Origin of the sequence: Actinospineispora eucalypti, from assembly GCF_039543365.1 — a bacterium.
In the GTDB taxonomy this organism is placed as follows: domain Bacteria; phylum Actinomycetota; class Actinomycetes; order Mycobacteriales; family Pseudonocardiaceae; genus Pseudonocardia; species Pseudonocardia eucalypti.
This window is the reverse complement of the sequence record NZ_BAABJP010000018.1, coordinates 104,665-121,430: the sequence shown is the minus strand read 5'-3', so window position 1 is coordinate 121,430 and position 16,766 is coordinate 104,665. Positions and strand designations below refer to the sequence as shown.

18 protein-coding genes are annotated in these 16,766 nt (G+C 71.9%); 8 read left to right on the top strand and 10 right to left on the bottom strand.

The window, feature by feature from the left end:
• Positions 1 to 42: 42 nt before the first annotated feature.
• Together ABEB12_RS20100 and ABEB12_RS20095 are read left to right on the top strand one after the other, a co-directional pair.
• Complete coding sequence (locus tag ABEB12_RS20100) at positions 43 to 831, top strand: hypothetical protein (RefSeq protein WP_185060271.1); 789 nt, start codon at positions 43 to 45, stop codon at positions 829 to 831.
• Positions 828 to 1,586, top strand: coding sequence for a DUF899 family protein (locus tag ABEB12_RS20095; RefSeq protein ID WP_185060270.1), 759 nt, complete (start codon positions 828 to 830; stop codon positions 1,584 to 1,586). The genes ABEB12_RS20100 and ABEB12_RS20095 overlap by 4 nt, the downstream gene beginning before the upstream one ends.
• A gap of 412 nt (positions 1,587 to 1,998) precedes the next feature.
• Here ABEB12_RS20095 and ABEB12_RS20090 read toward each other — a convergent pair whose 3' ends face one another.
• From ABEB12_RS20090 to ABEB12_RS20080, 3 genes are read right to left on the bottom strand one after another with little or no spacing between them, the layout of a single operon-like run.
• Complete coding sequence (locus tag ABEB12_RS20090) at positions 1,999 to 2,550, bottom strand: AAA family ATPase (RefSeq protein WP_185060269.1); 552 nt, start codon at positions 2,548 to 2,550, stop codon at positions 1,999 to 2,001.
• Positions 2,547 to 4,763, bottom strand: a complete 2,217-nt coding sequence (gene recG / locus ABEB12_RS20085) for an ATP-dependent DNA helicase RecG (RefSeq protein ID WP_185060268.1) — start codon at positions 4,761 to 4,763, stop codon at positions 2,547 to 2,549. Before recG ends, ABEB12_RS20090 begins: the two co-directional genes overlap by 4 nt.
• A complete protein-coding gene (locus ABEB12_RS20080; protein ID WP_185060267.1) occupies positions 4,760 to 6,454 on the bottom strand; it encodes a DAK2 domain-containing protein in 1,695 nt (564 codons plus the stop codon). Before ABEB12_RS20080 ends, recG begins: the two co-directional genes overlap by 4 nt.
• A 165-nt stretch (positions 6,455 to 6,619) precedes the next feature.
• Between ABEB12_RS20080 and rpmB the strand changes: the two genes are divergently transcribed.
• Positions 6,620 to 6,808: a 50S ribosomal protein L28 gene (gene rpmB / locus ABEB12_RS20075; RefSeq protein WP_185060266.1), complete on the top strand. Its 189-nt coding sequence runs from the start codon at positions 6,620 to 6,622 to the stop codon at positions 6,806 to 6,808.
• A 78-nt stretch (positions 6,809 to 6,886) separates the two neighbouring features.
• Here rpmB and cspE read toward each other — a convergent pair whose 3' ends face one another.
• The 4 genes from cspE to ABEB12_RS20055 all read right to left on the bottom strand — a co-directional run bounded on the left by cspE (position 6,887) and on the right by ABEB12_RS20055 (position 9,404).
• Positions 6,887 to 7,090: a transcription antiterminator/RNA stability regulator CspE gene (gene cspE, locus ABEB12_RS20070; RefSeq protein WP_185060265.1), complete on the bottom strand. Its 204-nt coding sequence runs from the start codon at positions 7,088 to 7,090 to the stop codon at positions 6,887 to 6,889.
• Between the two features lie 105 nt (positions 7,091 to 7,195).
• Positions 7,196 to 7,876: a uracil-DNA glycosylase gene (locus ABEB12_RS20065; protein ID WP_185060264.1), complete on the bottom strand. Its 681-nt coding sequence runs from the start codon at positions 7,874 to 7,876 to the stop codon at positions 7,196 to 7,198.
• Positions 7,873 to 8,400 carry a gamma carbonic anhydrase family protein gene (locus tag ABEB12_RS20060; RefSeq protein WP_185060263.1) on the bottom strand — a complete coding sequence of 176 codons (528 nt, stop codon included), beginning with the start codon at positions 8,398 to 8,400 and terminating at the stop codon, positions 7,873 to 7,875. The genes ABEB12_RS20065 and ABEB12_RS20060 overlap by 4 nt, the downstream gene beginning before the upstream one ends.
• Positions 8,401 to 8,459: 59 nt before the next feature.
• Positions 8,460 to 9,404: an MBL fold metallo-hydrolase gene (locus tag ABEB12_RS20055; protein ID WP_185060262.1), complete on the bottom strand. Its 945-nt coding sequence runs from the start codon at positions 9,402 to 9,404 to the stop codon at positions 8,460 to 8,462.
• A gap of 70 nt (positions 9,405 to 9,474) precedes the next feature.
• Between ABEB12_RS20055 and ABEB12_RS20050 the strand changes: the two genes are divergently transcribed.
• The gene (locus ABEB12_RS20050; RefSeq protein WP_185060261.1) at positions 9,475 to 10,041 is read left to right on the top strand and encodes a DcrB-related protein; all 567 of its coding nucleotides are present in this window, start codon (positions 9,475 to 9,477) and stop codon (positions 10,039 to 10,041) included.
• On the opposite strand, the gene ABEB12_RS20045 is transcribed toward ABEB12_RS20050, so the two are convergent.
• On the bottom strand, positions 10,038 to 10,676 hold the full coding sequence (locus tag ABEB12_RS20045) for a TetR family transcriptional regulator (protein ID WP_221497645.1): 639 nt from the start codon (positions 10,674 to 10,676) through the stop codon (positions 10,038 to 10,040). The two genes, ABEB12_RS20050 and ABEB12_RS20045, sit on opposite strands and share 4 nt — an antisense overlap.
• Before the next feature lie 98 nt (positions 10,677 to 10,774).
• Between ABEB12_RS20045 and ABEB12_RS20040 the strand changes: the two genes are divergently transcribed.
• From ABEB12_RS20040 to ABEB12_RS20030, 3 genes are read left to right on the top strand one after another with little or no spacing between them, the layout of a single operon-like run.
• The gene (locus ABEB12_RS20040; protein WP_185060260.1) at positions 10,775 to 12,016 is read left to right on the top strand and encodes a saccharopine dehydrogenase NADP-binding domain-containing protein; all 1,242 of its coding nucleotides are present in this window, start codon (positions 10,775 to 10,777) and stop codon (positions 12,014 to 12,016) included.
• A gap of 4 nt (positions 12,017 to 12,020) precedes the next feature.
• A complete protein-coding gene (locus ABEB12_RS20035; protein WP_345702970.1) occupies positions 12,021 to 12,152 on the top strand; it encodes a hypothetical protein in 132 nt (43 codons plus the stop codon).
• A complete protein-coding gene (locus ABEB12_RS20030) occupies positions 12,149 to 13,519 on the top strand; it encodes an FAD-dependent oxidoreductase (protein WP_185060259.1) in 1,371 nt (456 codons plus the stop codon). The genes ABEB12_RS20035 and ABEB12_RS20030 overlap by 4 nt, the downstream gene beginning before the upstream one ends.
• A 67-nt stretch (positions 13,520 to 13,586) precedes the next feature.
• Here the strand turns inward: ABEB12_RS20030 and ABEB12_RS20025 are convergent, their stop codons facing one another.
• Both ABEB12_RS20025 and aceB read right to left on the bottom strand, forming a co-directional pair.
• Positions 13,587 to 14,342 carry a hypothetical protein gene (locus tag ABEB12_RS20025; RefSeq protein WP_185060258.1) on the bottom strand — a complete coding sequence of 252 codons (756 nt, stop codon included), beginning with the start codon at positions 14,340 to 14,342 and terminating at the stop codon, positions 13,587 to 13,589.
• A 63-nt stretch (positions 14,343 to 14,405) separates the two neighbouring features.
• Positions 14,406 to 15,998 (bottom strand): malate synthase A, encoded by a 1,593-nt coding sequence (aceB, locus tag ABEB12_RS20020; protein WP_185060257.1) that lies wholly within the window; start codon positions 15,996 to 15,998, stop codon positions 14,406 to 14,408.
• Positions 15,999 to 16,389: 391 nt separating this feature from the next.
• Between aceB and ABEB12_RS20015 the strand changes: the two genes are divergently transcribed.
• The gene (locus ABEB12_RS20015; protein WP_185060256.1) at positions 16,390 to 16,689 is read left to right on the top strand and encodes a hypothetical protein; all 300 of its coding nucleotides are present in this window, start codon (positions 16,390 to 16,392) and stop codon (positions 16,687 to 16,689) included.
• The last annotated feature ends 77 nt before the right edge of the window (positions 16,690 to 16,766 follow it).

Genomic DNA, 16,766 nt, shown 5'->3' with positions numbered 1-16,766 from the left:
ATCACACCGCCGCCCCGGCCCGCACGGAAGCCCACCGCAGCCATGCATCGAAGGCGCTACCACCGCTACCACCGGCACTACCCGCGCCGGCACGTCCTACTCCGCCTGGTAATCCTTGCGTTGCTGGTAGGCCTGGTGATCCGGCCCGAAGTGGTGCTGCCCGGCCTGGCGTGGGCGTTCGGCGTGGGCCTGGTGGCCACTGTGATCGGAGTAACCCTGGTGCGCCGGGCGATCCGCCGGATCTTCCGGCGGCGCGTGCGGGGCCCGGCGGCCCCTCTGCCCCGGCCGGCGGAGCCGGAATGGGCGGCCACCGCCCGCCGGTTCGAGCAGCTGCGCGCCGAGTACGGGGCCTACGAGTGCGACGCGCTGGAGGTGCTGCGGCTGCCCGCGCTGGCCGACGTCACCGTGCCGGCCACCGGCCGGTTCGTGGACGCGTTCGCGGCCGCGCAGGCGCTGCACACCGAGACCGAGCCGCCGGCCGAGTACGCGGCCCGCTACCGGCACGCGGTGGAGCACGCCTGGCGTTGCTGGCGGGCCGCCCGGGAGGCCGCCGAGCGGATCCGACTGGCCGGGTTGCCGGCCGAGGAACGCGCCACCGTGCAGCGCCTGATCAAGCTGCTCACCATGGCCCGGGACAGCGGAAACGACGCCGAGCGCCTGGCCGCCTACGCCAAGGCCCGCACCGAACTGGCCCGGCTGGACCGCACCGGTCGGCTCCAGGTCCCCCGCCCGGCGCTGGCCAGCCTGGACGCGGCCGCCCGGGCCAGCCTGCCCGCCCCGGCCCCCGCTGGCGATGACTTCCCGGAGGTCGCGCGGTCTTACCAGGTATGACATCACCGCAAAAGATCGTCACCCCGGACAAGTGGCTAGCCGCCCGCGTCGAGCTGCTGAAGAAGGAGAAGGAGCTGACGCGGCTGCGCGACGCCATCGCCGCCGAACGCCGCGAGCTGCCCTGGGTCAAGATCGAGAAAGAGTACGTCTTCGACGCGCCGGACGGCCCGGTCTCGCTGGCCGACCTGTTCGAAGGGCGCAGCCAGCTGGTCGTCAAGCACTACATGATGGCGCCGGGCCAGACCACCCCGTGCGTCGGTTGCGCGTTCGAGGCGGACCACGTCAGCGGGGCGCTCACCCACCTGAACAACCACGACGTCTCCTACGCGGCGGTGGCCAGGGCGCCGATCGGGGAGATCGAGCCGTTCCGCCGGCGGATGGGCTGGGAGTTCCGGTTCGTGTCGTCGTTCCGGAGTGACTTCAACTACGACTTCAACGTGTCCTTCCCGGCCGACCGGGTGCCGGACGGGACGATCTACTACAACTACCGGGAGTGCCAGGTCCCGCTGGAGGACCTCTCCGGCCGCAGCGTGTTCCACCGGACACCGGACGGGGAGATCTTCCACACCTACTCGTCGTACGGCCGCGGCGGCGAGGAGTTGCTGACCACATACGCGTTCCTGGACATCACGCCGTTCGGCCGCCGCGAGAACGGCCCGAACCACTCGCTCACCGACTGGGTGCGGCCGCACGACCGGTACGACGAGGGCGGGACCGTGGAGTTCACCGGGCGGTACCACGCCCCTTCGGCTTAAGGGGCCGGTGAGGGTTCTTCAAGAGCGCTTGGACGGCCGCGGTTGGGTTGGTCTGCCGCGGCTGGCGCTCGGCCCGTTGCGTCTGGTGCCGGATGCGGCCCGTTTCAAGATCGACATCAACCTCAGGGCCCTTTTCGAGACGCAAGAGGGCCGTCAGGTTGATGTCGATCTTGAGTCTTAGTCGAAACCCGCCGCCTGGAGCCCCACTTCATGGTCAACAGGGCATAGTGGTCGCCCCAAGGCACCCAAAGTGGCCACCATGCCATGGTGATCATGGCGGAGGGCCTCCGCAACCGCCGGACCAGGCCAACCAGCACAACGCAACGGGCCAAGCCCCAGTCGCGGCCGACCAACCCAACCGCGGCCGTCCAAGCGCCCTTAAAGAACCGGCACCGCATCCAGCCGGACGCCGTCAGCCCGAGGAGGCCAGCTTCCCGAGCCGATACGCACCCGCACCCAACCCATCCAACACCGCTTCGCACGTTCCAGCGGCATCCAACCGGCTGGAGTCGAGCACGTGCGGCTCCAACTCGCTCAGCTCCGCGAACTGACCGTGCAACAACCGCACCGGCTCCGGGTCGGTGAGATCATCGACGCCGGTCCGGGCGGTGGCGCGATGCAAGGTGGTGCCTTCGTCCGGGCGCAGCACCACGTAATGCAGCTCGATCCCGATAGCCTCCGCCCGGAATACCGGCAGGAACCACGGACCCACTATGCCGTCGCAGACCACGTCGTAACCACCGGCCGCGTAACCACAGGCGGCCCGGGCCAGCACGCCGATCACCACCTGGTTCTGCCGGTGCGCCTCGGGCAGGTAGGGCTCCACGGCGCCCCGCCGGATGTAGTGCCAGAAGTCGTCGGTGTGCAGGTGGACGCCCAGGTCGAACGTGTCCACCAGCAATCTCGCGACGGTGCTCTTGCCGGCGCCCGGCGGCCCGGTGAGGATGACCACTCGGCCGGTCATGCCTTCTCCAGGTACTCGGCCCGGTCCTCGTCGACGATCTCCGCGACCATCCCGGCCAGGCCGGGATGCTGTTCCAGGAAGGGGTCGGCGGCGACCAGCCGCCATGCGGTGTCCCGCGCGTCGGCGATGGTGCGCTCGTCGCGCAGCAGGGACAGCAGGCGCAGCCCGGAGTTGCGGCCGGACTGGGAAGCGCCCAGCACGTCCCCCTCCCGGCGCAGCTCCAGGTCCATCCGGGCCAGCTCGAAGCCGTCGGTGGTGGACGCGGCCGCGTCCAGCCGGACCCGGGCCGGGCTGGCCGCCGGGGCCTCGGTGACCAGCAGGCACACCCCGGGCGCGGAGCCCCGGCCCACCCGGCCCCGCAGCTGGTGCAGCTGGGACAGCCCGAACCGGTCCGCGTCCATGATCACCATGGCGGTGGCGTTCGGCACGTCGACCCCGACCTCCACCACCGTGGTGGCGACCAGCACGTCCAGCTGGCCGAGCGCGAACGAGCGCATCACCGCGTCCTTCTCGTCGCTGGGCAGCCGGCCGTGCAGCACCCCGATGCGCAGGCCGGCCAGCGGGCCGTCGACCAGCATCGGGGCGACTTCCTCGACGCCCATGGCCGGGCGCTTCTTCGGTTCGTCCTCGGCCAGCACGTCGTCCAGGGCCTGGAGCTCGGCCTCGTTCATCGTCTCGAAGTCCAGCTCGTCCAGGTCGTCGGTGCCGCCGATCCGGGGGCACACCACGAAGGCCTGGTGGCCGCCGGACACCTCCTCCCGCACCCGCTCCCACACCCGGGGCAGCCAGGCCGGCTTCTCCCCGGCCGGCACCACCGTGGTGGAGATCGGCGAACGGCCCAGGGGCAGCTCGCGCAGCGCGGAGATCTCCAGGTCGCCGTACACCGTCATGGCCACCGTGCGCGGGATCGGGGTGGCCGTCATGACCAGCAGGTGCGGGGTCGTCCCGCTGTCCCGGGTGCGCAGCGCGTCGCGCTGCTCCACCCCGAACCGGTGCTGCTCGTCCACCACCAGCAGCCCCAGGTCGTGGAACTGCACCTTGTCCTGGATCAGTGCATGGGTGCCGACCACGATGCCCGCCTCGCCGGTCATGACGTCCAGCAGTGCCTGCTTGCGCACCTTGGCCGGCAGCGAACCGGTGAGCAGGGTGACCTTGGTGGCCTGGTCGGCCGCGCCCAGCTCGCCGGCGTCGCCCAGGGGGCCGAGCAGGGCGCGCAGCGTGCGGGCGTGCTGCGCGGCGAGGACCTCGGTGGGGGCGAGCATGGCGGCCTGCCGGCCGGCGTCCACCACGCGCAGCATGGCGCGCAGCGCCACGATGGTCTTGCCGGCGCCGACGTCGCCCTGTACCAGGCGGTTCATCGGGTGCTCGACGGACAGGTCGAGGCTGATCGCCTCGCCCACCTCGCGCTGGCCCTGGGTCAGCTCGAAGGGCAGCCGGGCGTCGAAGGTGTCATAGATGCCCCCGGCGGCCGGCGGGCAGGCCGGCGCCGGGCGCAGCAGCGCGGACTGCCGGCGCTGCGCCAGGGCCAGCTGAACGGCCAGCGCCTCGTCCCAGACCAGCCGCTCACGGGCGGTCCGCCAGTCCCGGTCGGTCTTGGGCAGGTGGATGTCGTGCAGCGCGCCGCCAAGGGCGGGCAGGCCGCGCTCGGCCAGCACCTCCAGCGGCATCGGGTCGGTCGGCTCGTCCAGCACGTTCAGCACCTGGCGCACGCAGCGGGCGACCTGCCAGGAGGCCAGCTTGGTGGTCGCCGGGTAGATGGGGAAGATCGCTCCGGCGAACTCGTCCAGCTCGTCCAGCTCGTCGCCGTCCCCCTTGAAGATCATCATGTCCGGCTGGTTGAGCTGCAGCTTGCCCCGGAAGGCGGTGACCTTGCCGGAGAAGAGCCCGGTGCGCCCGGCCACCAGGTCGCCCTGGAAGCGGCGGTTGAAGAAGGTGCAGCTCAGCCGGTGCGAGCCGGAGCCGATCACCACGTCCATGATGGTGCCCCGGCGCTGGCGCATCGGCCGGCTGTTCACCGAACGGATCTCCGCGAGCACCGTGACGTGCTCGCCCAGGGTCAGCTTGGACAGGTCGGTCAGCTTGCCCCGCTCGCCGTACCGGCGCGGGTAGTGGCGCAGCAGCTCGCCCACCGTGTTCAGGTCCAGGTGCTCGGCCAGTGCTTTCGCCGAGCGCTTCCCGACCAGCGGCTCCAGTTGACTGTCCAGGTCGGTCATTCCACTCCCAACTGCACGGGCCGCCCGGCGGGCCCGCCCGGGTAGCAGGTCACTTCCACCTCCGGGTGGGTCTGTCGCAGGTGCCCGGCGAGGTACTCGCCCAGCTCGGCCGTGCCGCCCTCGTCCGGTTGCCCGAGCAGCACGGTGACCAGCTCGCCGCCGGTGGTGAGCATCCGGTCCACCAGCTGGGCCGCGCCCTTCCGCAGATCCTGCTCGATGAGCACCACCTCGCCGTCCACCAGGCCCAGCACATCCCCGGCGAAACACCGGCCGGCCCAGGTCAGGGCCTCGCTCTCGGCGATCCGGATCACCCCGGTGCGGGTCGCGGCGGCGGCCTCGGCCATCGCCACCACGTCGGCGCCGGAGCGGCGCTCGGGGTCGTGCACGGCCAGCGCGGCCAGCCCCTGCAGGACCGACGAGGTGGGTACCACCACGACGTCGGTGTCCGTGCGGCCGGTGGCCCGGAACTGGTCGGCCGCCTCCTCGGCAACCTGGTTGAGGTCCATGTCGTTGGGCAGCACCACCACGTGCCGCGCCTGGCAGCCGGCCACCGCGGCGACGATCTCGGCCACGTCCGGCTGCCGGTCGGGCGGCGCGACCAGTGCGGTCACCCCGTCCGTCCGGACCAGGTCGGCCAGCTCCCGCCCGGTGACCAGCGCGACCACCGCGCGGTCCCGCACGAACCGCCCGTCGTCGGCCCCCCGCTCGGCCAGCTGGTCGGCGAACCGGACCACGGTGATCCGCCTCGGCTGGCCGGCCTCCAGGCCGACCTCGATCGCCGCGCCCACGTCGGTGCAGTGCACGTGCACGTTCCACATCGCGGTTCCGCCCACCTGGCCGTCCCCGACCACCACCACCGAGTCGCCCAGCTCGGCCAGCCGCTCGCGCATCAGCTCCACCCGGTCCGGCGAGCTGCCCTCCAGCAGGTACATCACCTCGTAGTCGAACTCGGCCGACCCGGACTCCCGGTCGGCGATCAGCGCGTCCCGCTCCCGGGACCGGAAGCTGGGCCGGTACGTGCCGGTCCCGGTCACCACGTCCACCGGGCGACCGCTCAGCACCGCCAGCAACGCCTCCAGAATGAGCACCAGGCCCTTGCCGCCCGCGTCGACCACGCCCGCCCGGGCCAGCGTGGGCAGTTGGCGGGGGGTCTCGGCCAGCGCGGTCCCGGCGGCGGTGACCGCCGCGTCCAGCACCCGGACCAGTTCCCTCGGCCCGTCCTCCCGGGCCCGCGCGGTCTCGGCCTCCCGGGTCGCCGCGCGGGCGGCGGCGCTCAGCACGGACAGGATGGTGCCCTCCACGGGGTGGCTGACCGCGGCCCGGGCCAGCTCGTCGGCCCGGCTCAGCGCGGCGGCCAGGGTCCGGCCGTGCTCACCCAGGTACTCGCCGGCGTGCAGCGCCTCGGACAGCCCCCTCGGCAGTTGGGAGACGATCACCCCGGAGTTGCCCCTGGCCCCGCGCAGCGCGCCGCTGGCCAGTGCGGCGGCCGCCTCGGCCGACCCGGCCGTGGCCGGCAGGCGGCCCAGCGCGTCGGCCGCCGCGCGCATGGTGAGCGCCAGGTTGCTGCCGGTGTCCGCGTCCGGCACCGGGAACACGTTCAACCGGTCCAGCTCTTCCCGGCGCGCCTCGAGCACCCGCACCGCGGCGTCCGCCCAGCGCCGGATCGCCGCCGCGTCCAGAACCCGCAACACCGACCCCCGCTCCTCCCCGCTGGTTGCGCCTGCCGAGCGTAGGACATCCCCCGGGTTGGCCGGTCGCCGAACCGGTCGCTACCCTGTTATGGAACAGCTCCGGCGCGCCCGCCGGTCGCGCGCGTGCGATGCGCGCATCCCGATCGAACACAAGGAGTTATCGACGTGGCTGCCGTCTGCGACGTCTGCGGTAAGGGTCCGGGCTTCGGTATGTCCGTGTCGCACTCGCACCGCCGTACCCACCGCCGGTGGAACCCGAACATCCAGACCGTCCGGGCCGAGGTCGGCGGTACCCGCCGGCGGCTCAACGTCTGCACCTCGTGCCTCAAGGCCGGCAAGGTGGCCCGCGCCTGAGCCGGCCCCACTCGCGAAAAACCCGCCGCACGGCTTGGCCGGCGGCGGGTTTTTGCGTGCTCCGGGGAGCCTTAAGTCTCAGATGACCGTGACCTGCTCGGCCTGCGGTCCCTTCTGACCCTGCGTGATGTCGAACTCAACACGCTGGTTCTCCTCCAGCGAGCGGTACCCGTTGCCGTTGATGGCCGAGTAGTGGACGAACACGTCCTTGTCGCCTCCATCAGGAGTGATGAAGCCGAAGCCCTTCTCGCTGTTGAACCACTTGACCGTGCCCTGCGCCATGTTTCTGTTCCTCTACTAGCCGAGATATGCGCGTGTGCGCGTCACCGATGCTCCCAGAACCGGGCCCAGGACACAATGCGGGGCCTCGATCGTGGGGTGGACAGCCTAAGGAAGCTTCCAGTCGATCGGGTCCGCGCCACGCTCGGTGAGCAGGGCATTCACCCGGCTGAACGGTCGAGAGCCGAAGAAACCGCGGTCCGCCGACATCGGGCTGGGGTGCGCCGACTCGATGCACGGCACGCCCGAGCCGAGCAGCGGGCGCAGCGTGCGCGCGTCCCGTCCCCAGAGGATCGCCACCAGGGGCACCGGCCGGGCAGCCAGCGCACGAATGGCCTGGTCGGTGACGTCCTCCCAGCCCTTGCCCCGGTGTGAGGCGGGCTGGCCGGGCTGCACGGTGAGCACCCTGTTCAACATCAGCACGCCCCGCTCGGTCCACGGCGTGAGGTCGCCGCAGGACGGAACCGGGTGCCCCAGGTCCTCGCCGTACTCCCGGAAGATGTTCGCCAGGCTGCGTGGCACCGGCCGGGTCTCCGGCGAGACCGAGAACGACAGCCCGACCGGGTGCCCCGGGGTCGGGTAGGGGTCCTGCCCCACGATCAGCACCCGGACCTCGTCGAACGGCTGCTGGAACGCCCGCAGGATGTGCTCCCCCGCCGGGAGGTAGCGGCGGCCGGCCGCGATCTCGGCGCGCAGGAACTGGCCCATGGAGGCGATGTTCTCGGCGACCGGTTCGAGCGCCTTCGCCCAACCCGCCTCGACCACCTCCGCCAGCGGTTTCGCCGTCATGACCGATCCAATCTGCGCAGTTCCGCGCGAAATCGCTTGCCGCGTTGTACGTAGGACTCGACGGCGAAATCGAAGTAGTTCTCCGGCACCTGGTAGCCCTCGCGCACCCTCGCCGGCACGCCCAGGGCCATCCGCCGGGCGGGCACGTGCGCGTTGGGCGAGACCACCGCACCGGCGGCGACCACCGCGCCCTCGTCCACCCGGGCGCCGTTGAGCACCACCGAGCCGGACGAGATCAGGCAGCCGTCGCCGACCACCGCCGACTCGATGTGCACGTTGTGGCCGATCGTCACCCGGTCGCCGATCACCGTGTCTTGCACCACAGTGCAGTGGATGATCGTGCCGTCCTGAATGCTGGTGCGCTCGCCGACCACGATGCCGCCGTCGTCGCCGCGCAACACGGCGGTCGGCCACACCGTGGTGAACGCCCCCAGCGTGACGTTCCCGATCACCACCGCGTCCGGATGCACGTAAGCATCCGGATGAATATCGGGCTCACTGGCTCCGAGGGCGTAGATCGGCACGGCTTCGGAGCCTATCCCCACCGCTGATTCAGTCACTTCAGCAGGGTGATTCAGTCACTTCAGGCGTAGCAGGTCAGCGGCTTGCCGCCGTTGTAGGCGATCATGTCGTTGAGCGCGGCCACGAGGTCGATCGGGCCGCCCGGCGGGGTGTCGCCCAGCTCGGCGTAGGCCCGGTGCAGGTTGCCCACGATCCGCTCGACGTCCAGCAGGTCGGCGTAGCCGCCGAGGTCGACCTGTTTGGCGGCGTCCAGCGGTGACAGCCCGGCGGCCTTGCCGGCTCGCGCGGTGTCCAGCACGAACCGCAGGTAGCCGAGCACCTCGTCGATCAGCGCGGGGCCGCTCACCGGGCCGTGGCCGGGCACGATGGTCTGCGCACCGAGCGGCTTGACCACGTTCTCCAGCACGTCGATCGCCCCGGCCACCGAGCCCATCAGCAGGAACGGCGTGCCGCCCTGGAAGAGCAGGTCGCCGCAGAACAGCACGGACCGCTCGGGCAGCCAGACGATGGAGTCGTTGGTGGTGTGCGCCGGGCCGCCGACGTGGCGCACCTCGCAGCGCAGCTCGTCGGACCACACGGTGACGCCCTCGGTGTAGGTCAGGAACGGCGGCGCCAGGGAGAGGCCGCCCCAGTCCACGGGCGTCCAGAAGGGCAGCTGCCCGGGTGTGCCGGCAGCCAGCAGCTCCTCCCGGGTGCGCTCGTGCGCGACGATGGTGGCCTCGCCGAACAGGCAGTTGCCGAAGGTGTGGTCACCGTGGTGGTGGGTGTTGATTAGCGTGCGCACCGGCCGGTCGGTGACCCGCGCGATGGCCTCCCGGTACGCCCGCGTGCGCCGCTCGGTGGAGCAGGCGTCGACGCTGATCACCCCGCGCTCGCCGACCAGGAAACCCGTGTTGTTGATCCACCAGCTGCCGTCCGGCTGGATGTAGGCGTAAACGCCGTCGCTGACCTCGACGACCTCCGGCGGCCCCAGGTGGGCCGGCGGCTCCACTCGCGATGAGCTCATGGCGTCACCCTATGCGCCTGATCGACAGCCCGCCTGGACGCTGAGGCGGGCACCCGCGAGGATGTGCGCCATGAGATCGACTCGGCGGGCCGGGGTGCTGGCCGCGCTGGCCCTGCTGGGCGTTCTGGCCGGGTGCTCGGGCGGCCCCGCCGAACCCGACCAGGCGGCGCCGGACCAGGCCGGGCCGTCAGTCGGGTACCGCGACGAGACCAACGGTTTCGGCATCGACCCGCCCCAGGGCTGGCGGATCGGCGCCGGCCCGGAGCAGGCGGCGGTCACCTTCCTGCTGCCGGCCCCGGACACCTCGGCCGGCCCGCCGGTGACGGTGACCATGAACGTGGTCACCGCCGCCACCGAGGACGACCTGGCGACCACCGTCACCCAGACCCGCCAGCAGCTGCCCGCCCTGGCGCCGGGCTACCACCCGGTGGTCGACGAGGCGGTGACCCTGCCCAGCGGGTTACCGGGCCACCTGTTCGGCTCCACCTTCACCCAGCAGATCACGATGCGGAACCTGCAGCTGGTGGTCGTGGTCCCGGGCAAGATCTACGTGGTCACGGCCACCACGCCGGACGCCAGCTTCCCCCGGCACGAACCGGTGATCCGCAAGTCCATGATGTCCCTGGTCCTGCTCTAGGCGGCGTAGGTCTCCAGGTAGGCGGTGACCAGGCGGCGGGCCTCGTCGAGGGTGGCGTCGTCGCCGGTGGTCGGGGTGCGCCGGAACGCCACGTCGAACAGGCGGTTTCCGGCCTCGAAGGCCAGTTGCATGACCAGCAGTGGCGTGTCCTCGCGCAGGAGCCCGCGCTCGGTCGCCAGCCGCCACACGTGCTCGGCGGTCGCATCGTCGAACGCCTGGACCAGCTCCCGCAGCGGGTCGCTGCGCCCGGAGAACCACAGCTCCACACAGCTCGGGTGCTCGCGGAAGTAGCCGAGCATCGAGTCGATCACCGCGTCGACCGCCGCGCGCAGCGAGACCGGTCGCGCCTCATCCTCCAGTGCGGTGGAGACCCGCTGGTCGAGGGCGCGGATGTGGCGCCGGATGAGCTCGGCGTCCACCTGGTTGCGGTCGGAGAAGTAGTGGTAGACCGAGGCCGTGGGGATGCCGGCGCGTTCACCGATGGCCTTGAGGGTCGCCGCCGGGTAACCCTCCCCGCCGAGGATCCGCTCGGCGGCGTCCAGGATCGCCTCGACGCGTTCCACCCCTCGGCGCTGTAGCACGGCGTTGGGCCGCGCGGGGGCTTGCCGGGCCCGCGCCCCGGAAAACTCGACCACGATTCGAGATCGTATCAACCGAGGTCTTGACGACGTCAATGCCAAGAGTCAAACTCGAATCGAGTTCGATTACATGTCGGGATGACGAGGAGAGACCCATGGCGAGGACGAAGGTGGTCTTCATCGGCGCGGCCGGTGAGATGTGCCGGGTGGCGATCGAACAGTTCGCCCTGGCCCCCGGCGGCCGGGAGCTGGTGCTCACCGACATTCGCCCGGAGTCACTCGAACCCCTGGCCCGGAAGCTGCCGGCGGGGCGGGCGAGTGTCCATCGCCTGGATCTCTTCGACGACCAAGCCCTGCGGAAGCTGGTGGGCGACGCGGCGCTGGTGGTCCTCGGCGCCGGCCCGTACATCCGGACCTCGGCACCGGTGATCGAGGCCTGCCTGGAGGCGAAGGTGCCCTACCTCGACTTCGACGACGACGTCGAGAGCACCGAACACGCCCTGAGCCTGGACCAGAAGGCCCGGGCGGCGGGCGTACCGGTCTACGTCGGCTGCGGGGCCTCACCGGGCATGTCCAACGTCCTGGCCGTCGACGCCGCGAGCGATCTCGACACCGTCGACGTCATCGACCTCTGCTGGCTGGTGGGCGACGAGCGCCCCGCCGTGGGCCGGGCCGTCCTCGAGCACCTGCTGCACATCTCCGCCGGCGACTGCCTGACCTGGGAGCAGGGTCGCCAGGTGGTGCACGAGACGTTCGTGGAGACCGGCACCTTCCCCATCCTCGCCGGCGCAGCGGACGTGCTGCTGTACGAGACCGCCCACCCCGAACCCGTCACCCTGCCCCGCCGCTACCCCGGCGCGCGGCGCATCCGCTGCGTCGGCGGGCTCGACCCGGCCCCGCTGAACGGGCTGGCCCGCGGCATGGGCCTGGCCGTCCAGGAGGGGCGGATGACGGCCCGGGAGGCGGTGGACTTCATCGAGGACGTCGTCAAGGGCGGCCCGGGCTCGGCCAAGGGCTGGCGCAACACCCTGCGGGGCATGGCGGGCCAGGTCCGCCGGGGCGAGTGCGGCCCGACCGAGATGGCCAGGTTCCTGGCGATGTCCGCGCTGCGCCGCACCTACCCGTACCGCGGCGGCCTGCTGGCCCAGGTCTACGGCACCAGGAACGGCAAGCCGGCGGTCTCCGCCCGGCGCACCCGGATGCGCCCCCACGGCGCGCTCAACAACATGGGCGGCGTCACCGGCACGGCCTGTGCCGCGTTCGCGCTGCTCGCGCTGGCCGACCCGGAGCGGAAGGGCGCGTTCGCACCCGAGGACTGGGCCGACCCGGCGGCCTTCTACCAGGCGCTCGAGCAGGTCGGCGTGGCCCGCCACGAGATCGTCGAGACGGTGGCCTGAGGAGATGGCCCGGCTGCCGGTGGCCGGCAAAGCAACGGACAACATCTTCTACTTGATCGGCTGCAATGGGCCCGGCCTGGCCCAGGCTCCCCACCTCGGCTCACTCGCCGACCGGCTCCACCGGGCGGCCCGGTGAGCGGCCACCGCGCCGCCGACGTGGCCGTCATAGGGGCCGGGCTCGCCGGCCTCACGGCCGCCCGCGAGCTGACCCGGTCGGGGCACTCGGTGGTCGTGCTCGAGGCCAACGAGCGGGTCGGCGGCCGGACGGTCAACGTCGAGGTCGCCCCGGGGGTGGTGGCCGACGGAGGCGGCCAGTGGGTGGGCCCCGGGCAGGACCACATCCTCGCCCTCATCGACGAGCTCGGGCTGGCGACCTTCGACACGCACATCCACGGCCGGCACGTCTACCTGCGCGACGGCCGGAGGAAGTTGTTCACCGGGCCGATCCCGCCGATGTCCCGGGCCGCCTTCGCGGACTTCGCGCAGGCGCAGCTGCGGCTGGAGCGGATGGCCCGGTCGGTGCCGGTCGACCGGCCCTGGGCGGCGAAACGGGCGCGCCGGTGGGACGGCACCACCTTCGGCCGCTGGATCGACGTGAACACGCTGACCCGGGAGGCGCGGCGGCTGCTGACGCTCTGCTTCACGATCGTCAACGGCGAGGACCCGCACAGCACCTCCCTGCTGCTGATGCTGTCCCGGATCGCCTCGGCGGGCGGCATCGGGCACCTGATCGAGGTCACCGGCGGAGCCCAGGAGACACGGGTCGCCGGCGGCACCCAGCTGATCGCGCTGACCATCGCCGAGCGGCTGGGCGACCGGGTGGTGCTCGGCTCGCCGGTCACCGAGGTCGTGCGGGACGGCGACGGCGCCCTGGTGAGGTCGCACCGCGCCGAGGTGCGGGCGCGGCACGTCATCGTGGCGATGGCGCCGGCGGACGCGGACCGCATCCGCTTCACCCCGGAGCTCCCGGTCCGCCGCGCCGCCCTGCAGCGCAAGTGGCACAACGGCACGGAGAGCAAGCTCTTCGCCGTCTACGACCGGCCGTTCTGGCGGGATCAGGGCCTGAGCGGGATGGCCCTGACCGACCTGCCGGTGGCCGGGTTCGTGATCGACAACTCCCCGCCCGACGGCAGCCTGGGCATCCTGTTGACCTTCGTCGGCACCGCCGGCGCGGGGTACGGGCTGACCTGGAGCGACGAGATCCTCGACGATCCCGAGGCCCGGCGGGCCGCTTTCGTCGCCGACCTCACCACGATCTTCGGACCGAGGGCCGCGCACCCGGTGGACCTCCTGGAGAAGGACTGGGCGCACGAACCGTGGATCAGCGGCTGCGTCGCCGCCCGGGCTCCCGGGTTGACCACCCAGTACACGACGGCCCTGACCGACCCCGTGGGGCGGGTGCACTGGGCCAGCGCGGAGACCGCCACCCGGAACGAGGGGTACATGGACGGCGCGGTCTCCGAGGGAAAACGGGTCGCCCAGCGGATCGCCCGCGAACTCTGAGCCACCTACGTGCACCGCTGATCCGGGCAATCCGGGCGGCGCCGCACGGGGTGCGGGCTAAACGACGTCACACCTTCTTGTGCGGCGTCGGCCGGTGGTCGCGTTGCCCGGGTGGAGATTGGCACGGCGGTGGGTCGGACGGGCGGCGGGCCGCGGGGATCGAGGGCCTCGGGGTGGTGGAGAGCAGTCGGCGTTCGGCGTGCAGGACGCGTTGGGCCAGCGCGGTCTCCAGCGCGGCACGCAGGTCGGCCAGCCCCTCGGCCGCCCACCGGGCCAGGCAGGCCCGCTCCGCGCCGGCCCGCCGTGACCGGGCCACCTGACCGGCCAGTCCGACCAGCACACCGACCAGCACCGACACCAGCACCAGGCCCAACTCGGCCGGCAGACCCACCGCCCGGGGCGCGGCCAGCGCCGGCTCCACCGCCAGCCGGCCCAGCCCGATCGCGCCGGACACGCTGGCCGCCACGGTCAGCCGGGCCTCCAGGCGGAACCGGGCGGCGCGCCCCGGCGGGCACGACCGGGGCGGGCTGGGCGGTGGCCCGGGACCGAACCGGTGGTTCAGCCGGGCGCCGAACCGGTCGGTCAGCTCCAGGACGGCCGTACGGAACACGGCGGGGAACTCCGCGCGGGCCGGGCCGTGGGCCGATTCCAGGTAGGCCCGGGAGTCGTCGCGCAGCGTGCGCAGCGCCTCGGCCAGCTCACCGGCGGCGCGCAGCCGCGCCTCGGCCAGCTCCGCCCGGGCGCCGGCCGGCGAGGCGCGGCGCGGGCGGATCAGGGGCGCGACCAGGGCAGCGTCGGGTCCGGGCGGAGGCGGCTGGGGCATTCCGGCATGCTCCCCGGCCGCCGTCCCGTCCCGGCGGAGATCGGGCGGACTCGTTCGCGAACGCTAATCGATCAGGCGGTACGCGGGCAGGGTGAGGAACTCGACGAAGTCCGCACTGTCCTTGGCCAGCGCGACCTCCTCGAACACCTCCCGGGCCTGGTCGAACCGGCCGCCGGCGTAGGCGTCGTCACCGACCGCCGAGCGGATCGCGGCCAGCTCCTCGTCGATCACCTTCCGGACCAGTTCCTCGGTGACCACCGCGCCCGAGGTCAGCTTCACCCCGCCGTGCACCCACTGCCAGATCTGCGAGCGGGCGATCTCGGCGGTGGCCGCGTCCTCCATCAGGTTGTTGATCCCGGCGGCGCCGTTGCCGCGCAGCCAGGACTCGATGTACAGGATGCCGACGCTCACGTCGTTGCGCAGCCCGTCCTCGGTCGGCTCGGCCGGCGTGGACGCCACGTCCAGCAACTGGTCGGCGGTCACCGTGACCTCGTCGCGCAACCGGTCCAGCTGGTTCGGCCGGTCGCCGAGCACGCCGTCGAACACCTCGCGGCAGATCGGCACCAGGTCCGGGTGCGCCACCCAGGAGCCGTCGTAGCCGGCGGAGGCCTCGCGCTGTTTGTCCTCCCGCACCTTGGCCACGGCCTTCTCGTTCACCTCGGGGTCGCGGCGGCTGGGGATGAACGCGGCCATGCCGCCGACGGCGAACGCCCCGCGCCGGTGGCAGGTGGCCACCAGCAGCTCGGTGTACGCCCGCATGAACGGCGCGGTCATGGTCACCGCGTTGCGGTCCGGCAGCACGAACTCCGGCCCGGCGTCCCGGAAGTTCTTGATCAGCGAGAACAGGTAGTCCCAACGGCCGGCGTTCAGCCCGGAGGCGTGCTCGCGCAGCTCGTAGAGGATCTCCTCCATCTCGAAGGCGGCGGTGATCGTCTCGATCAGCACGGTGGCCCGGATGGAGCCGTGGGGCACGCCGCGCTCCCGCTGCGCGAAGGTGAACACGTCGTTCCACAGCCGCGCCTCGCGGTGGCTCTCCAGCTTCGGCAGGTAGAACCAGGGCACCGAGGGGTTGTGGAAGAAGTAGAGCCCGAAGTCCACCAGTGCACCGGCGACCGGCCGGCCGTCCACGGTGACGTGCCGCTCGTCCAGGTGCCAACCGCGCGGGCGGACCACGATGGCGGGCTGCTCGGTCGCGGTGACCTTGTACTCCTTGCCCTCCGGGCTGGTGTACGCCATCTCCCCGGTGTTCGCGTCGAGCAGGTTGACCTGCCCGGCGACCACGTTGTGCCAGGTGGGCGTGGTGGCGTCCTCGAAGTCGGCCAGCCACACCTTGGCCCCGGAGTTCAGCGCGTTGATGGTCATCTTGCGCTCGGTCGGCCCGGTCATCTCCACCCGCCGGTCGCGCAGCGCGGGCGGCGCCTCGGCCACCCGCCACTCGGCGGCGCGGATCTCGGCGGTGTCCGGGGGGAAGTCCAGCCGGCCGGTGCGGGCGATCTCCGCCCGGCGCTCCGCGCGGGCGGCGAGCAGCTCACGGCGGGTCGGTTCGAACGTGCGGTGCAGTGCCGCCACGAAGTCGAGCGCCTCGGCCGTGAGCACCTCGTCCTGCCGGTCCACGGGGTAACCGTTGATCTCTGCTGACGTCGTCTGGGCGCTCATAGGACGAGCGTACTTCTACAAAATGGATTTGTCATTTCGCAAGGCGGAAGAATATATCACCCGATCGTGGAGCGTGTCACTCACTTGTCTCACCCTGGGTGGGGCGCCGATCGACGCGGGAACGTAACATTCAAGCTAAAGGGTGTCGCAAGAATTGAGTACGACCCTTTACATGTGACCATCCGCCAGCCAACAATCAGGCATCGGCGCGGAGCCCACGGGCATCGCACCCGCCAACCGGTCGGCAACCGCCGCCCGCGCCCTAACCGAACCGTCGGAGGCTCCCATTACCGGATCGACCCCAGGGGCCAACCCGACGCAGCCGGCCGAGGACGGGCAGCCCCGCATTCCCCGGCCGCGCGCTCCGATCACCGAGTCGATCCGGCGGCTGATGCCGCGCCCGGAGGAACCGGAAGCCATCGACCTGGATGAGGTCTTCGCCACGCTCGCCGAGGTCGCCGTGCGCACCAGCGAGCACGGTTCCTGGCAGGAGCACGCCTGCTTCCTGCTCGGCTCCGCCTCCAGCCAGTGGCAGGTGATCCCGTTCGGCCATCCCGTGGTCTGCGACCTGGTCGCCCGGCTGCGCCAGCTCCCCGGCTTCGACGACGACCGCCTGCTCGACCTGATCGGCTCCCGGGAAACCGGCATCACCGTCCTCTGGCGCGACCCGAGCCTAACCCGCTCCCACTGACCCACCCACCCCCTGATTCAGTGACTCCAGCACGCTGTTTCAGTCACTTCAGCACGCTGATTCAGTGACTTCAGCAC

What these genes read in the sequence shown, in the direction of transcription:
- ABEB12_RS20035 (WP_345702970.1), top strand. Translation starts at nt 12,021, where the DNA reads ATGGCCCGGCTGCCGGTGGCCGGCAAAGCAACGGACAACATCTTCTAC.
- ABEB12_RS20100 (WP_185060271.1), top strand. Translation starts at nt 43, where the DNA reads ATGCATCGAAGGCGCTACCACCGCTACCACCGGCACTACCCGCGCCGG.
- ABEB12_RS20065 (WP_185060264.1), bottom strand. Translation starts at nt 7,876, where the DNA reads ATGACGGCGAAACCGCTGGCGGAGGTGGTCGAGGCGGGTTGGGCGAAG.
- cspE (WP_185060265.1), bottom strand. Translation starts at nt 7,090, where the DNA reads ATGGCGCAGGGCACGGTCAAGTGGTTCAACAGCGAGAAGGGCTTCGGC.
- ABEB12_RS20055 (WP_185060262.1), bottom strand. Translation starts at nt 9,404, where the DNA reads ATGAGCTCATCGCGAGTGGAGCCGCCGGCCCACCTGGGGCCGCCGGAG.
- ABEB12_RS20025 (WP_185060258.1), bottom strand. Translation starts at nt 14,342, where the DNA reads ATGCCCCAGCCGCCTCCGCCCGGACCCGACGCTGCCCTGGTCGCGCCC.
- recG (WP_185060268.1), bottom strand. Translation starts at nt 4,763, where the DNA reads ATGACCGACCTGGACAGTCAACTGGAGCCGCTGGTCGGGAAGCGCTCG.
- aceB (WP_185060257.1), bottom strand. Translation starts at nt 15,998, where the DNA reads ATGAGCGCCCAGACGACGTCAGCAGAGATCAACGGTTACCCCGTGGAC.
- ABEB12_RS20040 (WP_185060260.1), top strand. Translation starts at nt 10,775, where the DNA reads ATGGCGAGGACGAAGGTGGTCTTCATCGGCGCGGCCGGTGAGATGTGC.
- ABEB12_RS20050 (WP_185060261.1), top strand. Translation starts at nt 9,475, where the DNA reads ATGAGATCGACTCGGCGGGCCGGGGTGCTGGCCGCGCTGGCCCTGCTG.
- ABEB12_RS20090 (WP_185060269.1), bottom strand. Translation starts at nt 2,550, where the DNA reads ATGACCGGCCGAGTGGTCATCCTCACCGGGCCGCCGGGCGCCGGCAAG.
- ABEB12_RS20015 (WP_185060256.1), top strand. Translation starts at nt 16,390, where the DNA reads ATGCCGCGCCCGGAGGAACCGGAAGCCATCGACCTGGATGAGGTCTTC.
- ABEB12_RS20095 (WP_185060270.1), top strand. Translation starts at nt 828, where the DNA reads ATGACATCACCGCAAAAGATCGTCACCCCGGACAAGTGGCTAGCCGCC.